Origin of the sequence: Leptolyngbya sp. GGD, from assembly GCF_026735145.1 — a bacterium.
GTDB lineage: Bacteria > Cyanobacteriota > Cyanobacteriia > Leptolyngbyales > Leptolyngbyaceae > Leptolyngbya > Leptolyngbya boryana.
Map to the genome: position 1 here is coordinate 911,941 of NZ_JAPQKE010000001.1, position 22,194 is coordinate 934,134.

General features: G+C 47.3%; 21 protein-coding genes and 1 riboswitch. Of the genes, 14 read left to right on the forward strand and 7 right to left on the reverse strand.

Annotated features, from left to right (window positions below; translation table 11 throughout):
* The first annotated feature begins 11 nt into the window (after positions 1-11).
* The 3 genes from OU814_RS04215 (at position 12) to OU814_RS04225 (ending at position 3,726) form a co-directional block, all read left to right on the forward strand.
* Entirely contained in the window at positions 12-1,142 is a 1,131-nt protein-coding gene (locus tag OU814_RS04215) for a glycosyltransferase (protein WP_268180768.1), read from the forward strand.
* Positions 1,143-1,320: 178 nt separating this feature from the next.
* Positions 1,321-2,574, forward strand: a complete 1,254-nt coding sequence (locus OU814_RS04220) for a glycosyltransferase (RefSeq protein WP_268180770.1) — start codon at positions 1,321-1,323, stop codon at positions 2,572-2,574.
* A 30-nt stretch (positions 2,575-2,604) separates the two neighbouring features.
* A complete protein-coding gene (locus tag OU814_RS04225) occupies positions 2,605-3,726 on the forward strand; it encodes a glycosyltransferase family 4 protein (protein ID WP_268180772.1) in 1,122 nt (373 codons plus the stop codon).
* Between the two features lie 247 nt (positions 3,727-3,973).
* Here the strand turns inward: OU814_RS04225 and OU814_RS04230 are convergent, their stop codons facing one another.
* A complete protein-coding gene (locus tag OU814_RS04230; protein ID WP_268180774.1) occupies positions 3,974-4,285 on the reverse strand; it encodes a hypothetical protein in 312 nt (103 codons plus the stop codon).
* 315 nt (positions 4,286-4,600) lie between these two features.
* On the opposite strand from OU814_RS04230, the gene glmS reads away from it, so the two are divergent.
* Positions 4,601-6,487 (forward strand): glutamine--fructose-6-phosphate transaminase (isomerizing), encoded by a 1,887-nt coding sequence (gene glmS, locus OU814_RS04235; protein ID WP_268180776.1) that lies wholly within the window; start codon positions 4,601-4,603, stop codon positions 6,485-6,487.
* A 180-nt stretch (positions 6,488-6,667) separates the two neighbouring features.
* Here the strand turns inward: glmS and OU814_RS04240 are convergent, their stop codons facing one another.
* From OU814_RS04240 to pirA, 3 genes are all read right to left on the reverse strand, one after another.
* Positions 6,668-7,279, reverse strand: a complete 612-nt coding sequence (locus OU814_RS04240) for a 7-carboxy-7-deazaguanine synthase QueE (RefSeq protein WP_268180778.1) — start codon at positions 7,277-7,279, stop codon at positions 6,668-6,670.
* Positions 7,272-7,661, reverse strand: coding sequence for a 6-pyruvoyl trahydropterin synthase family protein (locus tag OU814_RS04245; protein WP_190653423.1), 390 nt, complete (start codon positions 7,659-7,661; stop codon positions 7,272-7,274). Before OU814_RS04245 ends, OU814_RS04240 begins: the two co-directional genes overlap by 8 nt.
* 211 nt (positions 7,662-7,872) lie before the next feature.
* Positions 7,873-8,253, reverse strand: coding sequence for an arginine synthesis PII-interacting regulator PirA (pirA, locus tag OU814_RS04250; RefSeq protein ID WP_268180781.1), 381 nt, complete (start codon positions 8,251-8,253; stop codon positions 7,873-7,875).
* 35 nt (positions 8,254-8,288) lie between these two features.
* Positions 8,289-8,346: riboswitch (Glutamine riboswitch) on the reverse strand.
* 124 nt (positions 8,347-8,470) lie between these two features.
* On the opposite strand from pirA, the gene OU814_RS04255 reads away from it, so the two are divergent.
* Positions 8,471-9,898 carry a glycoside hydrolase family 13 protein gene (locus OU814_RS04255; protein WP_268180783.1) on the forward strand — a complete coding sequence of 476 codons (1,428 nt, stop codon included), beginning with the start codon at positions 8,471-8,473 and terminating at the stop codon, positions 9,896-9,898.
* An 86-nt stretch (positions 9,899-9,984) separates the two neighbouring features.
* The gene (locus OU814_RS04260) at positions 9,985-10,386 is read left to right on the forward strand and encodes a ChaB family protein (protein WP_017290350.1); all 402 of its coding nucleotides are present in this window, start codon (positions 9,985-9,987) and stop codon (positions 10,384-10,386) included.
* Between the two features lie 84 nt (positions 10,387-10,470).
* On the opposite strand, the gene OU814_RS04265 is transcribed toward OU814_RS04260, so the two are convergent.
* On the reverse strand, positions 10,471-10,938 hold the full coding sequence (locus tag OU814_RS04265) for a GNAT family N-acetyltransferase (protein ID WP_017290349.1): 468 nt from the start codon (positions 10,936-10,938) through the stop codon (positions 10,471-10,473).
* A 171-nt stretch (positions 10,939-11,109) separates the two neighbouring features.
* On the opposite strand from OU814_RS04265, the gene OU814_RS04270 reads away from it, so the two are divergent.
* The 3 genes from OU814_RS04270 (at position 11,110) to secA (ending at position 15,343) form a co-directional block, all read left to right on the forward strand.
* The gene (locus OU814_RS04270) at positions 11,110-11,652 is read left to right on the forward strand and encodes a diheme cytochrome C (protein WP_268180788.1); all 543 of its coding nucleotides are present in this window, start codon (positions 11,110-11,112) and stop codon (positions 11,650-11,652) included.
* Between the two features lie 239 nt (positions 11,653-11,891).
* Positions 11,892-12,062, forward strand: a complete 171-nt coding sequence (locus tag OU814_RS04275) for a hypothetical protein (RefSeq protein WP_268180790.1) — start codon at positions 11,892-11,894, stop codon at positions 12,060-12,062.
* A 179-nt stretch (positions 12,063-12,241) separates the two neighbouring features.
* On the forward strand, positions 12,242-15,343 hold the full coding sequence (gene secA, locus OU814_RS04280) for a preprotein translocase subunit SecA (RefSeq protein WP_017290347.1): 3,102 nt from the start codon (positions 12,242-12,244) through the stop codon (positions 15,341-15,343).
* Between the two features lie 108 nt (positions 15,344-15,451).
* Here secA and OU814_RS04285 read toward each other — a convergent pair whose 3' ends face one another.
* Positions 15,452-16,681 carry a cytochrome P450 gene (locus OU814_RS04285; protein WP_268180792.1) on the reverse strand — a complete coding sequence of 410 codons (1,230 nt, stop codon included), beginning with the start codon at positions 16,679-16,681 and terminating at the stop codon, positions 15,452-15,454.
* A 222-nt stretch (positions 16,682-16,903) separates the two neighbouring features.
* Here OU814_RS04285 and OU814_RS04290 point away from each other — a divergent pair, with 222 nt between their 5' ends.
* The 5 genes from OU814_RS04290 to OU814_RS04310 all read left to right on the forward strand — a co-directional run bounded on the left by OU814_RS04290 (position 16,904) and on the right by OU814_RS04310 (position 20,485).
* Positions 16,904-17,317 carry a nuclear transport factor 2 family protein gene (locus OU814_RS04290; protein WP_268180794.1) on the forward strand — a complete coding sequence of 138 codons (414 nt, stop codon included), beginning with the start codon at positions 16,904-16,906 and terminating at the stop codon, positions 17,315-17,317.
* The gene (locus OU814_RS04295; protein WP_268180796.1) at positions 17,317-18,660 is read left to right on the forward strand and encodes a condensation domain-containing protein; all 1,344 of its coding nucleotides are present in this window, start codon (positions 17,317-17,319) and stop codon (positions 18,658-18,660) included. The genes OU814_RS04290 and OU814_RS04295 overlap by 1 nt, the downstream gene beginning before the upstream one ends.
* A gap of 13 nt (positions 18,661-18,673) precedes the next feature.
* Positions 18,674-19,195, forward strand: coding sequence for an SRPBCC family protein (locus tag OU814_RS04300; RefSeq protein ID WP_268180798.1), 522 nt, complete (start codon positions 18,674-18,676; stop codon positions 19,193-19,195).
* Between the two features lie 76 nt (positions 19,196-19,271).
* Entirely contained in the window at positions 19,272-19,847 is a 576-nt protein-coding gene (locus OU814_RS04305; protein WP_268180800.1) for a sigma-70 family RNA polymerase sigma factor, read from the forward strand.
* Between the two features lie 32 nt (positions 19,848-19,879).
* Complete coding sequence (locus OU814_RS04310; protein ID WP_268180802.1) at positions 19,880-20,485, forward strand: cupin domain-containing protein; 606 nt, start codon at positions 19,880-19,882, stop codon at positions 20,483-20,485.
* Between the two features lie 25 nt (positions 20,486-20,510).
* Here OU814_RS04310 and trmFO read toward each other — a convergent pair whose 3' ends face one another.
* A complete protein-coding gene (gene trmFO / locus OU814_RS04315) occupies positions 20,511-21,881 on the reverse strand; it encodes an FADH(2)-oxidizing methylenetetrahydrofolate--tRNA-(uracil(54)-C(5))-methyltransferase TrmFO (protein ID WP_268180804.1) in 1,371 nt (456 codons plus the stop codon).
* Between the last annotated feature and the right edge of the window lie 313 nt (positions 21,882-22,194).

The following is a 22,194-nucleotide window of genomic DNA, read 5'->3' on the forward strand; positions in this document are numbered from 1 at the left end:
ATGAACTGAAGATGCCACACTCTAACACTCGATTGCACCTGTGGATTCCTGAATTGTTTACATCCAAAGGAGGAATTCAATCTTACTCCGCTTACTTTCTCGCTGCTTTACAGCATAGTATTCCACCCACCCAGCTAGAGATTTTTCTCAAAAATGATGCGATCTCAAATTTACCTCTACCCTCGAAACCCCAATGGCATTGTGCAGGTCACTATCCCACTTCATTGCGAACTCTGCTATTTTCGGCTCAACTGCTGAAGTATGGCATTCAACACCGTCCCGATTTAGTGATTACCACGCATCTCAACTTTACCCTTGCTGCCAACGTGCTAAAACGCCTCGCAAATGTTCCTTATTGGACAGTCGCGCATGGTATCGAAGCTTGGGATATTAACAAACCTGCACTCAGAACTGCTTTGCACCACGCTGATCGCATTCTGGCAGTGAGTCGCTACACAGGCGATCGCTTGATTCAAGAACAAGGATTAGATCCGAAAAAAGTCGTTGTACTGCCCAATACTTTCGATAGCGATCGCTTTCAAATCAGTGAGAAACCAATTCATCTATTAAAAAAATATCAGTTACAGCCGGATCAGCCGATCATTCTCACGGTCTGTCGATTAGCTCCTCAAGAACGCTACAAAGGCTATGACCAAGTTTTCGCAGCGCTGCCTCTGATTCGTCAGGCAATTCCGCATGTTCATTACATGATTGTCGGTCAGGGTAGCGATCGATCAAGAATTGAACAATTAATCTCAGACCTAAATCTGCAAAACTGTGTCACGCTGGCAGGTTTCGTCCCTGATCAAGAGTTGTGTGATTACTACAACCTCTGTGATGTATTTGCGATGCCCAGTAAGCGAGAAGGATTTGGAATTGTCTATCTAGAAGCGATGGCTTGTGGAAAACCTGTGTTGGGCGGAAATCAAGACGGCTCGATCGATGCACTTTGCCAAGGTAAATTAGGGGCGTTAGTCGATCCAGAAGACATCAGCACAATTGCAGCAACACTCATTCAAATCTTACAAAAACACTATCCAAACCCGCTTCTATATGAGCCTCATCTACTCCGACAGCATGTGATTGAGACATTTGGGTTCAAGAAATTTCAAGCCACGCTGACTGATTTACTGATGTCTTAGAGGGTGTAAATAGCGTTTATTGCATTCCCGCCTCCGCAATAGAACGGAGCGAGGAAGCTTTTTACACCTTTCAGATACGCTTTCAACGATCGATCCAAAATGGCAGTTCAATCTGTCCTGATTCGCGATCAACAAATTGTACTTCTAAGTAGACCCTTGTTTCAGAGAATGTAAGTAGATGTCCGATGAATTCCCGGCGGCACTGCTCGATCAAGCCAAAGCACATCAATCACTTGACCCTCAAGCTCTGAAAGTGTGTCATGTGATTGCTTGTATTAATCAAAACATTGGTGGACCTGCTCTCTCAGTCACCAATCTGACCGAAGCTCTGAGCCAAACCACGATCGAGCCGCATCTCTGGACCCTCCACTATCCTGAGCATGGTTCACAACTCCAACCTTTTGGAGTTCAGCTTCATAGTTATCCAGCCACCTTTCTCACAAGACATGGTCGAGGATTTCATCCGATCGCCGATCGTGCCTTGCATAAATTAGCCGCACAAGACCTCAACCTGATTCACAATCATGGGGTGTGGATGTTTCCTAACCGCTACGCCCGTCAAGCTGCTCAGCGTTATGATCTACCGCTCGTAATTTCGCCACGGGGAATGTTAGAGCCTTGGGCGCTTCAGTGGAGTGGACTGCGAAAACGAGTCGCATGGTGGCTCTATGAGCGAGAAAACTTAGAGCGAGCCACCCTGTTTCATGCCACATCTGAGATGGAAGTGCAAGCGATTCGACAACTAGGATTTCAACAACCGATCGCATTAATCCCCAACGGCGTATCGATTCCAAATCTCGAACAGATTCCAACGAAAGCTGTACTCACCGCACAGTTTCCAACCTTAGCAAACAAACGCTGGCTCCTCTTTCTCTCGCGACTGCATCCGAAAAAGGGACTTGATCGACTCCTTCAGGTTTGGCATCAGTTAGAAGCACAATTTCCAGAGTGGCAACTCGTGATTGCAGGTCCAGATTTGATTGGCTATCAAGCGGAACTGATTGCGCTCACTACAAAGCTAAATCTTCAGTCCCGCGTTACGTTTACAGGAATGTTGTCAGGTGATCAAAAAGCAGCCGCATTAGGCAATTCAGAATTATTTGTACTACCTTCTCACTCTGAGAATTTTGGCATTGCAGTGGCAGAAGCCTTGTCCTACGCCGTTCCAGTGATCACAACCCACGGTACACCTTGGCAAGACTTGCACCGCGCTAACTGTGGGTGGTGGATTGAAAATCAGACTGAGCCATTAACTCAGGCATTAACTGAAGGAATGCAACTTTCCGATTCAGACCGTCGATCGATGGGACTTAACGGACGGGCATTAGTCACAAAAAACTATGCCTGGAGTTCGATCGCTCAAACCATGTCCGCCGTCTACCGCTGGATCATGCAGGGCGGAATTCCTGTGGAAAGTATTCGATTCGATTAACCAAGATCAAAAATCAACCTGGGTGTTTTTATGAAAATTGCGATCGCGATGGGCCCTTGGTTTCCCGTTCCCGCTATTCAAGGCGGAGCTGTTCCTCGATTTTGGCAAGGGTTAGCCGAGCAATTTGCCGCTTCTGGGCATCAAGTGACGATGCTTTGTCGGAGTCATCCTGAACAGCCCGATTATGAAGTCATCAATAGGGTTCAATATGTGCGACGGGGTGGATTTCCTCAGAGTCCGAACATCTGGCTAGATCTCGTCAAAGATTTGGTCTATGCGATTACCACAACGCCAATGTTGCCTCGAACAGATGTGTTGGTGATCAACGATTTTTGGCTCCCTGCTTTTGCTCAATTCCATCCTTTAGTAGATAAGGTCGTTGTTAATGTCGCTCGTTTTCCTAAAGGGCAATTTCGACTCTATCAGTATGTGGATCAGTTTGCAGTCGTATCGCGTCCGATCCAAAGCGCCGTTGCTAGGCAATATCCTGCTATTACGGATCGAATGCGGGTGATTCCGAATGCGATCGACACTTCTGTTTTCTACCCTTCAATTTCCTCGATCGAACGTTCCGAAAAGGTCCTGCTTTATGTCGGTAGACTTCACCCAGAGAAGGGAATTCACTTGCTTATTGATGCATTTGCCAAGTTTTCCAAGCGATTTCCCGATGTCAAGCTAAAAATTATCGGTCCTGCACAAGGCAATCAAGGCGGTGGTGGAGAGAACTACTTAGCCACACTCAAACAGAAAGCGATCGGACTCAAAATCAAATTTGTCGGTCCGATCTTCGACCCCCATCAACTTTCAGAGACCTATCGAGCCGCAGATTTATTTTGCTATCCTTCACTTGCTGAGAAAGGTGAGTCTTTCGGTGTTGCGCCCCTAGAAGCGATGGCATGTGGATTAGTCCCGATCGTCTCCAACTTAGCTTGTTTTCAGGACTTTATTGAACACAAGCACACAGGCTATATCTTTGATCACCAAAGTTCTCAGCCTGCCGATCAATTAGCGCTAACTTTAGAGACCGCGTTCTCGAATTGGTCGAGCACCTGCAAAATTGCTAGAGACGCAGCACAAAAGGCAGCGCAATATAGCTACGAGAAAATCGCGCAACAGTATCTCGCCGAGTTCGAGCAATTGCTGAGAACTTGATGAGAAAACGGCTTTGTTGCATGAATAACAAACTTGACGATTCCGGAATTGAAGAAGACTGAGATTAAGAGCGTATTTCTAAACTAAAGATCACGCCAATCGGAGTGCTTCTTCACCAGTGAGCTTCTTCGAGAGCCAAAAACTCAGCATGGTTTTTTGCTACAACATCACCAGGTAGATAGTAAACCCAATACACCAAGAGGTAAGCAATCAGATTCCGGGTGCAGCGCACACCGACAACTGTTCTTCATCCTCGACGCTGCACCGCTTGGAGAAACTCAATCGTGCCGAACTCCGTGTCAGCTAGTACAATCACAGGCGCATCTAGAGCTAAAGCCGTTGGCACAGTTGCGAGTAACTTACATGCCAATTGAGCGAGACTGGTCTGACCCTTGCCGCGCCAAACCCGAACACTCCACGGAATGCGCCAATCGCCCAGATTGAGATACAACACCACCAGATGCAACCCTCGCTTGCTGTTGAGCATTCGCACCCAAGGGTCAGGCATCTCTGGGTTCTCGATCGGCGTACTCAGATGCAAGAACTTGCCGCACTTCATCTAAGGTCGTCATGTAAACGATTCGCGATCGCTCCAGCATCCTCTTGCCCCAACAGATGAAATATTCTTTGCTCGCGATGAAATTTGCTACGCAGATCAAATCTTTGGTGTGAAATAGGCAGAAGCCTGATGCAGACATCCAATACTGCTTGGGACACATTCGATTTTTCTGCGGAATATACTGAACTGTTGCGATCGTCCGCCTTTATAAAATCACCCCTGAAATGCGAAAAGTCTGTTATTTGGCTGGTATCTTAACAAAACTCAGGATAAATTATCGGGTAACGTCACGATTCATTTAGGAGCGAACGTCATATGTGCGGAATTGTCGGCTACATCGGGACACAAGAAGCCAGTGGAATTCTGCTGGAAGGGCTTCGCAAATTAGAATATCGCGGCTACGATTCTGCCGGAATCGCAACGATTTTGGAAGGCGAAATTCACTGTGTACGGGCAAAAGGGAAACTGCATAATCTGGAAGAAAAATTGGCAGGCGAACCCAATCCCGCTCGTACCGGAATTGCGCATACACGCTGGGCAACTCATGGGAAACCCGAAGAATATAACGCCCATCCACACATGGATATGCAACAGCGGATTGCGGTGATTCAAAATGGCATTATCGAAAATTATCGCGAATTGCGCGAAGAACTAAAAGCGCGCGGCTGTGAGTTTCGCTCGGAAACAGATACCGAAGTCGTGCCGCACCTCATCGCAGAAGAATTGAGTAAAGCGGAAAAATCTGCCGAATTTCCCTTGCTCGAAGCCGTTCGATCAGTTGTGAATAAGCTGCAAGGAGCCTTTGCGATCGCAGTGATTTGCGCCGATTATCCCGATGAAATTATCGTCGCCCGTCAACAGGCTCCCGTCGTTCTCGGCTTTGGGCAAGGTGAATTCTACTGTGCGTCTGATACGCCTGCATTAATTCCCTACACCCGTGCCGTGTTGAATCTGGAGAACGGGGAATTAGCAAGAATGACACCGATCGGGGTGGAAATTTACAGCTTTGAAGGACAACGCTTGAAGAAGAAACCTCGCACCCTGGATGTCAATCCCGTCATGGTGGAGAAGCAAGGCTTCAAACACTACATGCTGAAAGAAATTTACGAACAGCCTGGTGTAGTTCGCGCCTGTTTAGAGGCTTACTTTGACACAGAATGGAGTGCGGCGAAAGCTTCTTCTCCAACGAAGATTGGACTTTCGGATGCTGTGTTGGATGATTTACAACAAGTTCAGATCATTGCTTGTGGAACCAGTTGGCACGCAGGCTTAGTCGGAAAATACTTGCTCGAACAATTAGCAGGCATTCCCACCTCAGTACACTATGCGTCTGAGTACCGCTATTCGGCATCGCCGTTAACTAAAAATACGTTGACGATCGGGGTGACTCAATCCGGCGAAACGGCTGATACCTTAGCAGCGTTAACAATGGAACAAGAACGTCGATCGACGTTAAGTTCAGGCTTTGAGGCGAGACTCTTGGGGATTACAAATCGTCCTGAAAGCTCACTGGGTCATCTCGTTCCCAATATCATTGAAACTCATGCAGGGATTGAGATTGGCGTAGCTGCTACGAAGACTTTTGTAGCACAAGTCATGGCATTTTATAGTTTGGCGATCGATCTGACGTACCGTCGCCAAGCAAGGTCATCTGAAGCTTTAGAACAGTTGCTTGACGGATTGCGACAGCTCCCTGCTCAGATTGAATTGATTCTAGAAAGCCAAGAGCGCTATATCGAAGAACTAGCGCATGATTTCGCAGAAACACAGGATTTCATTTTCCTCGGACGAGGCATCAATTTCCCGATCGCGTTAGAAGGGGCGCTGAAATTGAAAGAGATCAGCTACATTCACGCAGAAGGCTATCCAGCAGGTGAGATGAAACATGGACCGATCGCATTATTAGATGCTAAGGTTCCGGTTGTCACGATCGCAATGCCAGGAACTGTGTTTGAGAAAGTGTTGTCGAATGCTCAGGAAGCACGGGCGCGGGATGCTCGCTTGATTGGTGTTACCCCAATGGATGAGCAGGAAGCAGCAGATACATTTGACACACTGATTCCAGTGCCTCATGTCGATGAGATCCTGTCACCGATCTTAACGGTGATTCCGTTGCAGTTATTGGCGTATCACATTGCAGCACGACGCGGCTTAGATGTGGATCAGCCCCGAAATTTAGCGAAAAGTGTCACTGTAGAGTAAAGCATACTCCTAGTAGCTTGTATTGTTTGACTGAAAAAAGTCAAATCGTCATTCAACGGCTACTAGGAGACTATATGACTAATCCTGGATATATTTCGTACTATCCAGGATTAGTCATATAGCATGTTGGATAGTACGTGACAAGTCAATCAATTTTATCTTTCGGATCTTCGCGCCTTGCTAATTGACTCCGAGTAACTTATGAGTCTGCAATCCCATTCGCCATTTTGGCTGCTGCTTTACGTATTCAAAAATTAAACTTGTGCTTTCTTGACTGCTCCATTCGGGTTGCAGGTAACGCACTGCTCGATCGCTGACTTGCTGAGATTGCTGTTCTGCCCATTCAAAATCTGCTGCCTGAGTAATCACAACTTTCAACTCATCCACATGAGCATAAACGCTCTCATGCGGCGGCTTAAATTGCTTCGGTGAAAGCGTCACCCAATCAAACGTCCCGCTGAATGGATGTGCGCCAGAAGTTTCGAGATGGAGCCTTAACCCCTCGCCTTTTAATGCTTTGGTTAATTCAGTTAAGTCGTGCATTAAAGGTTCGCCTCCGGTAATCACGACGATCGCGCTTTTCACCTCGATCGCCAGGTTCACGAGTTCTTGAATGGATTGACGGGGATGTCGTTTTGCGACCCAAGATTCTTTCGTGTCACAGAACCAGCAACCAACATCACAACCGCCTAATCGAATAAACAACGCACTGGTTCCTGTCCAAGCGCCCTCTCCTTGGACAGAGTGAAACGTCTCCACAATCGGTAAAGTCTGTGCTTCTGTGCTAATCATCTTCGTACTCTGCCCAAGAATTTGGGGTTTCTGATACTGCAACTTTGAGCTTAATTTCAGCCGGAAGGTCTTTCTTGGTTTTGTCGTAAATGTATTTGGCGATCATTTCAGCCGTCGTTTCGTATCCTTCTGGCAAAACTTCATTTAATACACAATGATCCAAGCCACCTTTGAGCACATCTTTTTTCGCCCATTTTAAGGTTCTAAAGTCAGCCACCATGACCGGATGGGGACAGAATTCAGAGGCATGAAGTTGAGATGCGATCGCGCTAATTCTCACCGTGTAAGTATGTCCATGCATACGCCCACAGGGTCCGTCATAATCCCGAATCCAATGTGCGGCATTGAACGTAAATTCTGTAGTGACTGTCCATTTCGGCATACGCCCCTCGCAAAAAACGCTAGAAGTTCTAGCGTAAATCACATAGGGCTTTTTTTGGGGTAGATTTATTCACAATTGTGAGATTGTGTCAGTATCATATGCAGCTTTTTCATAAAAAAGGAGTCTCATTGTTGAGACTCCGGGCTGCGTGAAAAGTGAACACCTGAAGTGAATCGTCTAGCACTCGTTCAGCGAAGTTAAAACGAGCGACCTAGACAAGCTGATTGCGTTCTGCTTCAAGCAGAGAGAGGAGATTGTAATCGCCATTTTGACGTGCAACTTCGATGCGGTGCTGCAAATTGCGTTGCAAGTTCGCGTGGTGGGTTGCAGCCAAGTTGGCGATCGTATTCAACCTAGAGGTCACTGGTCGATCCCCCGATGCGCCAACCCAGTATCGCACGCCGCGATAAATTAACTCATGCGGACGGCGCGCTTCGGCAGGTTGGGCAGGTTGAGTCGGATCCATTTGGTAGCGATTGCCGCGATAGGTCAATGTGATCGGCTCGCGAGAACTAAAAACGCGATCGACCAGATTGGTTCGCGGTTGGGTTGGGTCGTATTCGTATTCAACACCACGGTAAATCAGTCTCATAACCGCCTCGAAAAGTAAGAATGAAGTGAGTTTGAGGCGCGTTCCTTCAGGAGAACTCCTTACTTCCGTCTCTGTTTACCAGAGATGAACGTTTATGTTTGTATTATACACTACGGTTTTCAGGTTTCCGCAAGAGGATTGTAATATTCTGTCAATAGTTAGAGCGCGATCTGCGTGGGGATCATTACGCTACTAAGTGATGTGATCCATAGAAGTTATGCAGATTCAAACGCCGGATTGGGTGAAGCACGCAATTTTTTATCAAATTTTTCCCGATCGCTTTTCCCGGGCGACTCAGCCGTATAAGAAACTCCTCAAGCAGATGCCCTGGGAAGACTGGGATGCGACCCCAACACTGCAAGGTTACAAAGGGGGAGACTTATGGGGCGTAATGGAACGGTTGGATTACATTCAAGACTTGGGCGTGAATGCGATTTACTTCACGCCGATCTTTCAGTCTGCTAGTAATCATCGCTATCATACGCACGATTACTATCGGGTTGACCCGATGCTCGGTGGCAATGAGGCGTTTCGCGATTTACTAGATGCAGCGCACGATCGCGATATTAAAGTCGTGCTAGATGGTGTGTTTAATCACTCCAGTCGCGGCTTCTTCTTTTTTCATGACGTTCTAGAAAATGGGAGCAATTCTCCCTGGCTCGATTGGTTCAAGATTCACGAATTTCCGCTGCATCCTTACACGGGCGAGTTTCCGGCAAACTATGAAGGATGGGCAGGAAATCGGGCGCTGCCTGTGTTTAATCATGACAATCCAGCCGTGCGCGAATACATCATGGAGATTGCTGAATATTGGATCGAATTCGGGATTGATGGTTGGCGTTTAGATGTCCCCTTCGAGGTTAAGGCTCCCGGATTTTGGCAGGAGTTTCGCGATCGCGTCAAAGCGATTAATCCAGAAGCTTACATTGTTGGTGAAGTGTGGGGTGATTCGCGCGAATGGCTCGATGGAACTCAGTTTGATGGCGTGATGAATTACTTGTTTGCAGGTCCAACGATCGCATTTGCAGCAGGTGATCGCGTTGTTTTAGAGCAAGTTCAAGATCGCGATTATCACCCGTATCCGCCTCTATTCGCAGGTGAGTACGCTCAGAAAATGCAGAGCTTACTCGAACTTTATCCCTGGGAAATTCAGCTTACGCAACTCAATTTACTCGCAAGCCATGACACTGCACGATTACTCACTATTGCAGGAGGTGATCATGCGAGTGTTGAACTTTGTACACTCTTACTGATGACCTTTCCGGGCGCACCTAGTATTTACTATGGGGATGAAGTTGGCTTACCGGGTGGCATTGATCCAGATTCTCGTCGGGGGTTTCCAACTGAGGAAAATTGGAACTTAGATATTGATAAAGTCCATCGTCAATTGATTGCAATTCGTCATGCCTATCCAGCCTTGAGAACCGGAACTTATCAAGTGCTTCATGCCGAGGGAACGGCTTATGTGTTTGAGCGATCGCTGGAGGATCAAACCGTGATCATTGCAGTGAATGTTGGCACAGTTCCCGTGAAAGTTGCGCTCCCTAAAATTGAGAAAGTTCTATATGGAGAACTCACCCTTGGGGAACAGGTAGAATTGCGCGATCGCGCAGGCTACATTCTGCTAGCATCCTCATCCCGATAGATCACCGAAGCTTTCTTTTGAAAGATGCCTCAGCGGTGGGACAGGACTAGGATAGTTCCAGATTTAATATTCTAGGAGTTATTCATATGCCAACAGGAAGCGAACGGACTCAAGCCAATCCGCAAATCGATGCAGAAGATAAACAGCTTGAGCAGGTGAATACGGTCAGTAGCGGTGAAGATCAAGCCTCACTTGCTGAACCGAAATCAACTGCGGATAAGATGGCAGCAGGGCGAGATGATGTTGATGAGCAAAACGAAAGCTTGCCCTCTGAAGTAACCGATAAGTTACTGGACGGTGCTGATCAAGTCTTTATGGCAGCGTTCAAGAACTCTCAAAGTGATGGTTTGAGCCGTGAGGCTGCGATGCAGGTAGCTTGGAACAGTGTCAAGCAAGGTTTTGAGAAAGGTGAAGATGGAAGCTGGCATCGCAAAGGTCATCCCGATGACAATGTTTACAGCGCAGGTGTTGAAGGTAGCGCAAGCTAGTCTACGGATTGTAAATTGATGCTAGAAAATTGCCCAACGATCGAGTCTAACCGTTGGGCAATTTTTTTGGCTTGAATGATTCAATCACCCAATATCGCATTCGACTTCAACTGAAATGGCAGAACTTGGTAACGACAAGGGCTGATTGAAATACACCATCGTGGTTGTCTGATTCACCTCAAATCCGATGCGCTTATAAAATTCCTGCTGATTCGTCGTCATCAGATAAAGCCGTTCTACGTTCGACACCTGCGGATGGCTCAGCACCGTCTGGACTAATTTTCGTCCCAATCCTGCGCCTTGATAGTCCGGATGTACGACCACATCCCAAATCGTAGCGCGATAAATTCCGTCCGAAGTCGCCCTGGCAAATCCAATCAACCGATCGCCATCCCAAGCCGAAATCACCGGGTCGCTATGCTTAATGGCGATCGCTAAATCTTCGACTTTGCGATCGCGCGCCCAAAATGCACTAAGTTGAAATAATTCTTGAAGTTGTTGGAGATCGATCTGAGTTTTGCGATCGCAAAACTGAACCTGACTGCAATCCATCCTGATGTCCTAAATTCTGAGTTGAAACTTTGTTGTATCGGAATTGGCAAAAAGTAACAGTCACAAATTTGTCACTTTAAAAACTATTCTGTGAAAGGTGAGTACTCAGAAACAATTTAATCTTGTTTTAAGTCACCCTTTCATCGGACTCAATGCAGTAAAGGTCTTCGCATGTCAAATTCCCCTAAGCGCCGTCGGATTCGCAGACGATCTCCTGTGATTTTAATCGGAATTCTGTTGATTTGGAGTCTGATTTTAGGATGGGGTTTTTCTCAAGCAATGGAATCCCCCCCTGTCTCCAATGCGCCAGCCGAGATTGGCACAGTCGATGCTGTGACTGGCAATCTTAAACTCGCACAAGACGCTTATTTACAAAATTGCGCCACCTGTCATATCGGCATTCCACCTGCGATTTTCCCGACTCAAACCTGGCGCGACTTGCTGCAAGATTCCCAGCATTACGGCGCGACGCTGACTCCGCTTGTCGATCCAACGCGATCGCTCGTTTGGCGCTATCTGAGAACATTCTCGCGTCAAGTCGTCGAAGGCGAACGCATTCCCTACCGCGTCAACGAATCTAAAGCCTTCAAAATCCTTCATCCCAAAGTCGAACTCCCAAAACCGCTCAATCTTTCAACCTGTATTACCTGCCATCCTGGAACGAATCAATATAATTTCCGCAAGCTCAGCGCTGACTGGGAGAACGCTCCGTAAGGATTGAACCATACTCTCACTGTAGTAAAAAAGTAATAGTCAGCGTTCTCCGGAAAGTTCTGAATGAAAGTCTCCGTCTCTTTACCTGACGATTTGATTGCTGATATCGATCAGCATGTAGAAGATCGAAGCCAACTCATTGAATCCCTTCTGCAACACTGGCGCAGGGAACAGGAACAGCAAGCCTTAGTCGAAGCCTCTCTTGCACTGGATGAACTAAAGGGGAACTGGGAGGAGGAATGGCAACAAGCAGCCATTACCGATTGGGAAGCATCTGGTGGTTTGTAACGTTTGAATCTTCGGTTGGAACAGAAATTCAAAAATCCCTGTTCTGGCAAGTCAAGCCAGAACAGATGCAGCAAGTTCAACGTATTCTCGCTGCTTATCTAGAATTGCAGTCGATCGAGTGAATTGAATTACAATACCTACTGGTTCGGCTTTCCCCCGATCCCCTTGCCCGTTCAGGTTTCATTCTGGGTGATAGGATTGGAATACCTTTGATTAGAATCGATACGGAAACGTTAAAATGCGTCTCTTGTCTCGATACGAACCCATACCCACATTCAGCGATCTCTGATTTTCCCCCGTCATGTTTAAATCTATTCTGGGCGATCCCAATGCGCGTAAGCTCAAAAAATATAAGCCACTCGTTAATGACATCAAGCTTTTGGAAGAGGAGATTGAGCCACTTTCAGATGAAGAACTGAGAGGCAAGACTGCTGAATTTAGAGCGCGACTCGCCAAGGCAAGAAATCTCGACGAGGAGAAGCAGATTCTCGACGATATTCTGCCAGAAGCCTTTGCAGTCGTGCGGGAAGCTGGAAAGCGCGTTTTGGGGATGCGGCACTTCGATGTGCAGTTAATCGGCGGCATGGTGCTGCATGATGGACAAATCGCAGAAATGAAAACGGGTGAAGGAAAAACTCTAGTTTCAACGCTGCCAGCTTATCTGAATGCGCTCTCTGGTAAAGGCGTTCATGTCGTCACGGTGAACGATTACCTGGCAAAACGAGACGCGGAATGGATGGGACAGGTGCACCGCTTTTTGGGCTTGAGCGTGGGTCTGATTCAGCAAAACATGGCTCCGGCGGAACGTCAGAAAAACTACGCCTGCGATGTCACCTACGCCACCAACAGCGAATTGGGCTTCGATTACTTGCGCGATAACATGGCAACTTCGATGGAAGAAGTTGTACAGCGCCCCTTTAACTTCTGCGTGATTGACGAAGTGGACTCGGTGCTGATCGATGAAGCCCGGACTCCGCTGATCATCTCTGGTCAGGTTGAACGTCCGACTGAGAAATATTTGCAGGCGGCAGATGTCGCGCGATCGCTTAAACGCGACGATCATTACGAAGTTGATGAGAAACAGCGCAACATTCTCCTGACGGATGAAGGCTTTATCGAAGCAGAAAAACTGCTCGGTGTATCAGATCTCTTTGATCCGAATGATCCTTGGGCGCACTACGTTTTTAATGCGATTAAAGCAAAAGAACTGTTTATCAATGATGTGAACTACATCGTCCGTAGCGGCGAGATCGTGATCGTCGATGAATTTACAGGTCGCGTCATGCCGGGTCGCCGTTGGAGTGATGGCTTGCACCAAGCGATCGAAGCAAAAGAAGGCGTGGACATCCAAAACGAAACGCAAACACTCGCGACGATTACCTATCAAAACTTCTTCCTGCTGTATCCGAAACTTGCAGGTATGACCGGAACGGCGAAGACCGAAGAAGCTGAACTTGAGAAGATTTACAAGCTAGAAGTCACCCAAATTCCAACCAACCGGGAACGCCGCCGGGTGGATTTATCGGATGTGGTGTACAAAACCGAAGCCGGGGATTTAACCGTCTTTACGCGCGAAGCCGCAGAGAAATCTGAGCAAGGTCGCCCCGTCTTGATTTGGGTGATGAACTTGGAAGCGTTGAGTAATTTGTCTCAACTGCTCGATAAACAGGGTCTTGCCCATAATCTTTGCCCAGGATTACCCCAAAGCCAAGAGCAAGCCAAAGAAATTCTGCGGCAGGCAAAACATCCCGGCATGATCACCGTGACGAATAGCTACGAAGTTTACCGGATGATTCGCCAAGGGGTGCCAGAAGGTGAAAACGGGCTGTTTGTTTTGGGCATTACCGGAAAGTGGAGCGCGATCGCACTCGAGTGTGATGAGATGCACCGCACCGGTCGTCCGGTTCTGGTTGGAACGACCAGCGTTGAGAAATCTGAATTGCTCTCTCAACTGCTGCAAGAGTTGAATGTGCCCCATAACTTGCTGAACGCGAAACCTGAGAACGTCGAGCGAGAATCAGAGATCATTGCTCAAGCAGGTCGCAAGGGCAAAGTGACGATCGCGACCAACATGGCAGGACGCGGAACCGACATCATTCTGGGTGGAAACTCAGACTATATGGCACGTCTGAAGATTCGTGAGTACTTCATGCCGCGCATTGTTGAGCCTGAAGATGACGAAGATTTTTCGGGCATGGGTTTTGCCCAAGATCAGCGCGGTGGCGGTCAAGGATTTGGGCTGGCAACCAAGATTAAAACTTGGAAAGCCAAATCGGATATCTATCCGGTCGAACTTTCGGCAGAGACAGAGCAAGCTCTCAAAGATGCGGTACATGTTGCAGTTCAGCAATATGGTGAGCGCAGTTTGCCGGAACTTGAAGCAGAAGACAAGATCGCAACGGCTGCGGAAAAAGCTCCGACGACTGATCTGGTAATTCAAAAGCTGCGAGAAGTCTACAAGCTGATTCGCTCCGAGTACGATGCCTTTACCGATCGCGAACACGAAGAAGTGGTTCAACTCGGGGGGCTGCATGTCATCGGTACAGAACGTCATGAATCGCGCCGGATTGATAACCAGTTGCGAGGACGAGCAGGACGGCAAGGTGACCCGGGTTCGACCAAGTTCTTCCTAAGTTTGCAAGATAACTTGCTGCGGATTTTTGGTGGCGATCGCGTTGCAGGCATGATGAATGCTTTCCGCGTGGAAGAAGATATGCCGATCGAGTCGAAGATGCTTACGCGATCGCTTGAAGGCGCGCAGAAGAAAGTCGAGACTTACTACTACGACATTCGGAAGCAAGTCTTTGAGTATGACGAAGTGATGAACAATCAGCGTCGTGCTATCTACGCCGAACGCCGTCGGGTTCTTGAAGGGCAAGACCTGAAAGAGAAAGTGATTGAATATGCTGAACGTACAATGGATGACATTGTGGAAGCCTATATCAATCCAGAGCTACCGCCGGAAGAATGGGAGCTAGACAAGCTTGTCAGCAAGGTGCAAGAGTTTGTTTACTTGCTTCAGGACATGCAGCCAGAAGATTTGGCAGACATGACCTTGAGCGAAATGAAGGCATTCTTACATGAGCAGGCACGAATTGCTTATGACTTGAAAGAGGCGGAAGTAGATTCGGTGCAGCCTGGATTGATGCGTCAGGCAGAGCGGTTCTTTATTCTGAATCGAATTGATACCCTCTGGCGTGAACACCTCCAAGCAATGGATGGCTTGCGTGAGTCGGTCGGATTGCGAGGATACGGTCAGAAAGACCCGTTGATCGAGTACAAGAGCGAAGGATATGAGCTGTTCTTGGAAATGATGATCAACATTCGTCGAGATGTAGTTTACTCATTGTTCCAATTCCAGCCTCAGCAACCTCAGCCTCAAGTCGAAGTTGAAGTCGTTTAGTTGAATTGAAAACTGAAGTATCCCAGGTACACCATTCGAGCGTACCTGGGATTTTTTGTAGCCTAACTTGGGGAAGATGGGGGAGTAGGGGAATGGGGGAGTATGGCACTAGAAGAGAATGGGGAGGGATCCAAATCCTTTGAAAACAAGGCTGGTGTGGCGAGGAATTGCTTGTCGATCGACATCAAATCGTAGATTTGGCATTCGTTTCAGCAATGTTGTAAAGCAAATTGCTAGCTCCATTCGGGCGAGTACGGCTCCAAGACAGTAGTGAACTCCGGGGCCAAATCCTAAATGTTCGTTAGGAGTGCGGGCAATGTCAAACTGATCAGGATGAGTAAATTTAGCTGGATCATGGTTTGCTGCTCCCAATCCTAAAGCAACAACACTTCCTGCTGGAATCGTCGTGTCGGAAATGACTATCTCCTCTTTTGCAATGCGAAATACAAACGGTGCCGGGGAATCGTAGCGAATCATTTCTTCTACAGCAGACTGCATCAATTCTGGGTGAGCAATGAGCTTTTGCAGTTGCTCTGGATGGGTGAGCAAAGCGGCTACTCCATTGGGGATTAAATCAGTCGTGGTGAGATGTCCAGCATTGAGAATCAGGATACAAAGTGAAGGCAATTCTGCAAAGTCTAATCCTTGAGCTTCATAAGCGATCGTGAGCAAACTGATGAGGTCGGTTCCTGGCTGGCGACGACGTTCTTCAATTAAATGTTGAATCAGATTGGTAAATTGAATTGCAGCAGCATCCGCCTTTCGCGCCAATTTCTCGATATTTTGACCACTAGGAGCACCCCATAAGGTTCCGATATCGGCTGCCCACTGGATCAAATTTGCGCGATCGCATTCTGGCACACCAAAGATTTCAGCAATAATCAGTGCAGGTAAAGGTACTGAAAGGTCGTCCACAATATCCATGTAACCTTGGGTTTGAACTTGATCCAGTAAACGATCGGTCGTTTGTTGAATGATGCTTCTCCAACTTTCTAAAGCACGAGTAGTAAAGCCTTGATTCGCGAGTTTTCGCATACGGCTATGCTCTGGCGGATCTTTCTCGATCATCATATTGCCGATCAACTGCAAGAAATTCTGAATTAAGCGAATGTCGAGATCGCCGATTTGATGAATGAACAGAGAACTACGATCGGCACTCAATCGTTCATCTTTGAGAGCTGCTTCTACATCTTGATAGCGAGTTAAGATCCAGTAGCCTAGCGATTCTGAATAGTAGACTGGATCGCTTTCCCGCATTTGCTTGTAAAGTTCGTAGGGATTGGCAAGCGCTTCGGGTGAAAATAAGTCGTAAGCTGGAAATCTTGTATTCGTTAGCATATTGAATTGTCCTCGGATTACTCGGTTGATTGTGATTACGCCTGAGCATCACAATCGGATCTGTAAAACAGAAAAATTAAGTTCAATGAAGGCCACATTGCTGAGAAAAGCACCTGTACCAACTAGTAGCAATGTGGCGATCGCAAATTTAAATTGATTCAAGCAGATCCAACGCAGTTGCTTTTGCGTAATCAGAGTAGATTCAACATTCACTCAATACTTATGTCTAACTCCACAACGGTTTCACCTCAAATGGTTCAGACGATTGTTCAGCAGTATTTTGCAGCGAGTCGTTCTCCTCATAAAGCAGAGGCAATGGCGGCTTGTTTTTCTGAAACTTGCATTCATCAAGATCCCGCCGAAGCTCCGATTTTGAAAAGCCGTGACGAAGTTCGTCAATTTCTTCAAGCGATCGTCGATCTGTTCCTGTCTGTCGAATTGACCGAAGAGTTTGTTTCAATCAATGGTCAAGCAGCAGCCGTTAAGTGGAAAGGTCACGGTATTAGTAAAAATGGGGCTGAGGTTCACTTTGAAGGCATTGATGTGTTTGAAATTAATGCCGATGGCATGATTCAGACCCTAAAAACCTACTGGAATCCATCTACAATGTTGGCTCAACTCCAGGAGAAACAATAATGCCATCTGCTTACCGACGGTTAGGCGCACTGGAACAACTGCTATGGTTGCGCGATCGCGTGATTCCATTCCATTTTGCTATAACGGCTCAAGTTCGAGGAACCATTGATTCTGCTGCTCTCACCTATGCGCTGGAGCAATTACAGCAGCGTCATCCCTTACTGCGCGTCAAAATTTCATTAGAGCAGAAGAGTAGCCCCCATTTTGTCGAACACTCGAACGCGATTCCCTATCGAATGATTGCGCGATCGGGAGAAACACACTGGCAAACAGAAGCAGCGAGAGAACTGACAGAGCCTTTTGATTGGGCAGAAGCGCCACTGATTCGGATTGTGTGGTTGTATTCTCCAGAAATTTCCGACCTGATCGTTGTCTGTCACCATGCGATCGCGGATGGAATGACCACGGTAAAACTGATTGAGGAAATTCTGTCCCTACTAGCGTGTCCTCAGCAAGCCGTCCTCAATCATTCTGTTCCACCTTCTTTAGAATCGTTATTACCTGATCACCAACCAATTTCTCACTTTCAGAAAGTTCTAGCAACTGGAATGGTTTACTGGCAACAGTTCTGGCAGCGCATGAAGCCGAGGCAAAATGATAGCTTGTGTGAAAATTCTTCACTCCAAGTCAGTGCAGGACAGTTCTCTCCGGAGATAACAACTCAATTGATCCAATACTGTCGTCAGGAAGCAACAACTGTTCATGCTGCAATTTGTGCTGCCTGGTTATTGACGATTGCACAGCATTGCGATTCTAAACAACTGCTTCATTGTTTATCTCCAATTAATCTCCGTCCCTATTTTGCTAACCTGCCAGAGTGTGGATTGTATATCTCTTCTGGTCGGACGGCGTACACGATTACTCACCAAACTCAATTCTGGCAACTTGCACGATCGCTGAATTTGGATTTGATGCAGCAAGCGAAGAATGTACAGCAATCTGTACAACAACTCGTGCAGCAACACACAGCCCTGATCTGTGCTAATCCTAGCCCTGAATTTGTGAATCACTTGTTTAGAAAACAGTACGCATCTGATGTGATGGTGACAAATCTAGGACGCTTATCAATTCCTCAGCAGTATGGCAATCTATTTTTGAGCGCGATTTATGGGCCGATCGTCTTGTCAGGATTTGAGCAAGAACGAGTCTGTGGAGTCGCAACGCTCAACGATCGCTTGTTTTTTACGATCGTGCATCACACATCCGAAGCAATGCTTGTAAAACAGGCGATGCAGCTTCTAGAAACTGTGATTTTACACCCAGACACAGCGCGATTCACTGTGGAAAGCTTAAGGATAGAAAATGGTCATCTCACACAAACTGCTCACGCTTTGAAACATTAACTCCAAAAACACGATGGCAGAATATCAATTTGTGACTCGCTGGCTCATTGCTGCACCCATCGAACAGGTTTGGGAAGAGATTCTCAACACTAAATCCTGGCATCTTTGGTGGGATGCAGTTGACTCTGTTGTTGATCTCGAAGCAGGAGATTCAAATGGAGTGGGAACCGTTCAGCGATTTGTCTGGAAAACACCGCTCTCTTATACACTGACCTTTAATACTCGTGTGATTCGACTCGAAGCTCCGATCGTAATGGAAGCGATCGCGATCGGAGATGTAGAAGGACGCGGATTATGGGAACTTACAACGCTCGATCGCGGCACAGAAATCTACTACACTTGGACAGTTCGCACGACAAAACGCTGGATGAATGCTCTCGCAGTCATTGCGCGTCCCCTGCTGGAGTGGAACCACAACATCATCATGCAGCAAGGTGGGAAAGGATTGGCACAATGGCTTCAAACAGAATTGCTAGCTTCGGAAAACGTAGAACCGTCGAAATTGTTCTCGAAAGCTGAGGGGCTGAAATATTGAGACTTGAAAAGATTTCTTCTAGCTGAGCAAGAAGATCAGTATACTTGCCAAATATAATTCCGATAAGAAAATTGGGATGAAACCTTCTTCTGCGGTAGATGATGTGGCGTTGCTGACCCAGATTGCTCAGCGCGATCAAACCGCCTTGTCCCTACTTTACGATCGCTATGCCCGAATCATTTATGGGCTAGCGTTCAAAAGCTTGCGTTCAGCCGAAGAAAGTGAAGAAGCGGTGCTAGATGTGTTCGCGCAAGTGTGGCGCATCGCGGAGCGCTATGATGTCCAAAAAGGAAAAGCTGATACTTGGCTATTTACGCTTGCACGCAGCCGCATTCTCGATCGACTTCGCAAACTGAAACGATCGAACTCCACCGCAGTCGTATCAATCGAAGCCGTAGAGATCCAACCGAAGGCAGATTGCGTAGATCTATTTGAGGAGGCATCAATAAAAGAGCGACGTAGCCAAGTCATAATCGCCTTGCAAACCTTACCGAAAGAGCAACGACTTGTTCTTGAGCTTGCTTACTACCAGGGATTATCCCAAGGTGAAATTGCGGCTCACACTGGATTAGCATTGGGAACTGTAAAAACGAGAATTCGGTTAGGATTAAGCAAGTTAAAGTCTGCTCTGGGTTCAAGCGAATACTTGTAAGCGTAAATGGACGACGAAAGGCGATCGAGAACATGGACACCGAAAACTACTGCTTTTGTGAACTAGCTCCCCTCTACGTTTTAGATCTACTAGGTGAGCAGGAAAGAGCGTGGGTCGAGCAGCAGATTGCCGAATGTCCTGATTTAGCAGAAGAACTGTTAAGTTACGAATCTGCTGCTACTGCACTGCCTTATAGTACTCCAGTCTTACCAATGTCAGACAAGCTGAAAGATCGCTTATTCGATCGCCTTGGTCTAGACTCTCCACCATTAGAGACTATCCCTGTTCCACAATCTACGCCTTCTGCGCCTCATCTCGCAATTCGTGCTCAGGAATTAGACTGGCAACCTCATCCTACTCCAGGTGTGATGATTGCGATCGTGCATCGAGATGAAGCAACGCGCGAACTCGTTGGCTTTTTGAAGGCAGAACCGGGGGTTTGCTATCCTTGGCATCGCCATGCCGCGACCGAAGAAATCTTTATGATGGAAGGCGATCTGGTGATTGGCAATGAAGTCTACGGAGCGGGCGATTACATTCGCTCTCAACCCGGATCCAGTCATGCGCCTTTTACAAATGGCGGATGTCGCTTCTTCTTTCACACCTCGATCGATGACGAATATCCTGTTACCGTCTAGCACGATCGAGGTGTGACAAAAGCAATCAGCTTGCGATCGCGCTGACTGTGTTCACAACTCCACTCCACTGATCGAGATCAGCAAAAGCGCGATCGCGATATTGTCCGTATCGCTCTTGCTTGTTGCGAATCTTCTTGGGAAGCTCCGGTAAGATGCCAAAATTGGGCGGCATCGGTTGGAAATGCTTGGGAGAAGCAGAACTAATAAAATCAAACAACGCTCCCATCATGGTTGTCACGGGCAAGGCTAGAGGAGAAAGCCCTAACGCAATTCGAGCAGCATTGGTTCCAGCGAGCCAACCGCCTGCACAAGCGGCAGTATAGCCTTCGGTTCCACTGATTTGTCCGGCTGCTAGTAACGTCGATCGCGATTTAAACTGCAACGTTGGCAACAACAATTCTGGCGAATTGATAAACGTATTGCGGTGCATCACACCCATGCGAACGAATTCTGCATTCTCTAAGCCAGGAATTAGTTTAAATACTCGCTTTTGTTCGCCCCATTTCAGATTGGTCTGAAACCCGACCATGTTCCAGAGTTGCCCCGCTTTATCTTCTTGTCGCAGTTGCACCACTGCATACGGGCGTTTTTCTCGATTTTCGGGATCTCGAAAGTCACCTAATCGCGCATCGAACAATCCCACAGGTTTCAACGGGCCGTAGCGCATCGTATCTTCACCTCGACGCGCCATTTCCTCGATCGGTAAACATGCCTCAAAAAACTTCGCCGTTTCGCGCTCAAAATCTTTCAATTCTGCCTGTTCTGCCTGACAAAGCTCCTGCCAAAAGTGCAGATATTGCTCTTTACTCATCGGACAGTTTAGATAAGCAGCTTCGCCGCGATCGTAGCGCGATGCCAAAAATGCCGTTTCAAAATCGATCGATTCGCCAACCACGATCGGACTAGCTGCATCGAAGAAACTCATGTACGCCATGCCTGTAAATTGGCGCAAATCTTCAGCCAGTGCATCGGTTGTTAAAGGTCCAGTCGTCAGCACCACGATTCCATCTTTGGGAATCTCCGTAATTTCCTCACGCCGCAATTCGATCAGCGGATGAGCCGAGAGTGTTTCAGTCAGATCTTGGCTAAAAATTCCGCGGTCGACCGCTAATGCTCCGCCTGCTGGAACTTGGTGAGCATCGGCTTTCTGAATGACGATCGACCCCAATCTCCGTAATTCTTCGTGTAAGAGTCCCGAAGCGCGATCGGTTGCCTGCGCTCCAAACGAATTGCTGCACACCAATTCTGCCAAATGCTCAGAATGATGAGCCGGACTTTGGCGCATCGGGCGCATTTCGTGCAGCACAACAGGAACGCCTGCTTGAGCAATTTGCCAAGCAGCTTCTGTGCCTGCTAAGCCACCGCCGATAACGTGAATAGGAGAATGTTCAGTCATATGAAAAAAGCGCGCGTCAACAGTCCTTTTCTAGGATAAGCCTTTCGGCTAAAACTCAGGGGATTTAAACATTCGATGAGCAGCGTTGCGATCCGTAAAGAATATAGAACTTCATTGAAGCTTTATATTCAAGCCTATAAAATTTTTCGCATCTCCGTGAAAATACGAATACCCGTACTGATTTAAGCCGAACGAAAAGAAAAAACGAATTTTCGAGGGTTTGAGCCATTTTCACTCTATATTTCATTCTTCAGAGTGATGAATAATGCCGGAACTATCTGAAAACGTGGTCAGATACGTCCGTATTTTTCAA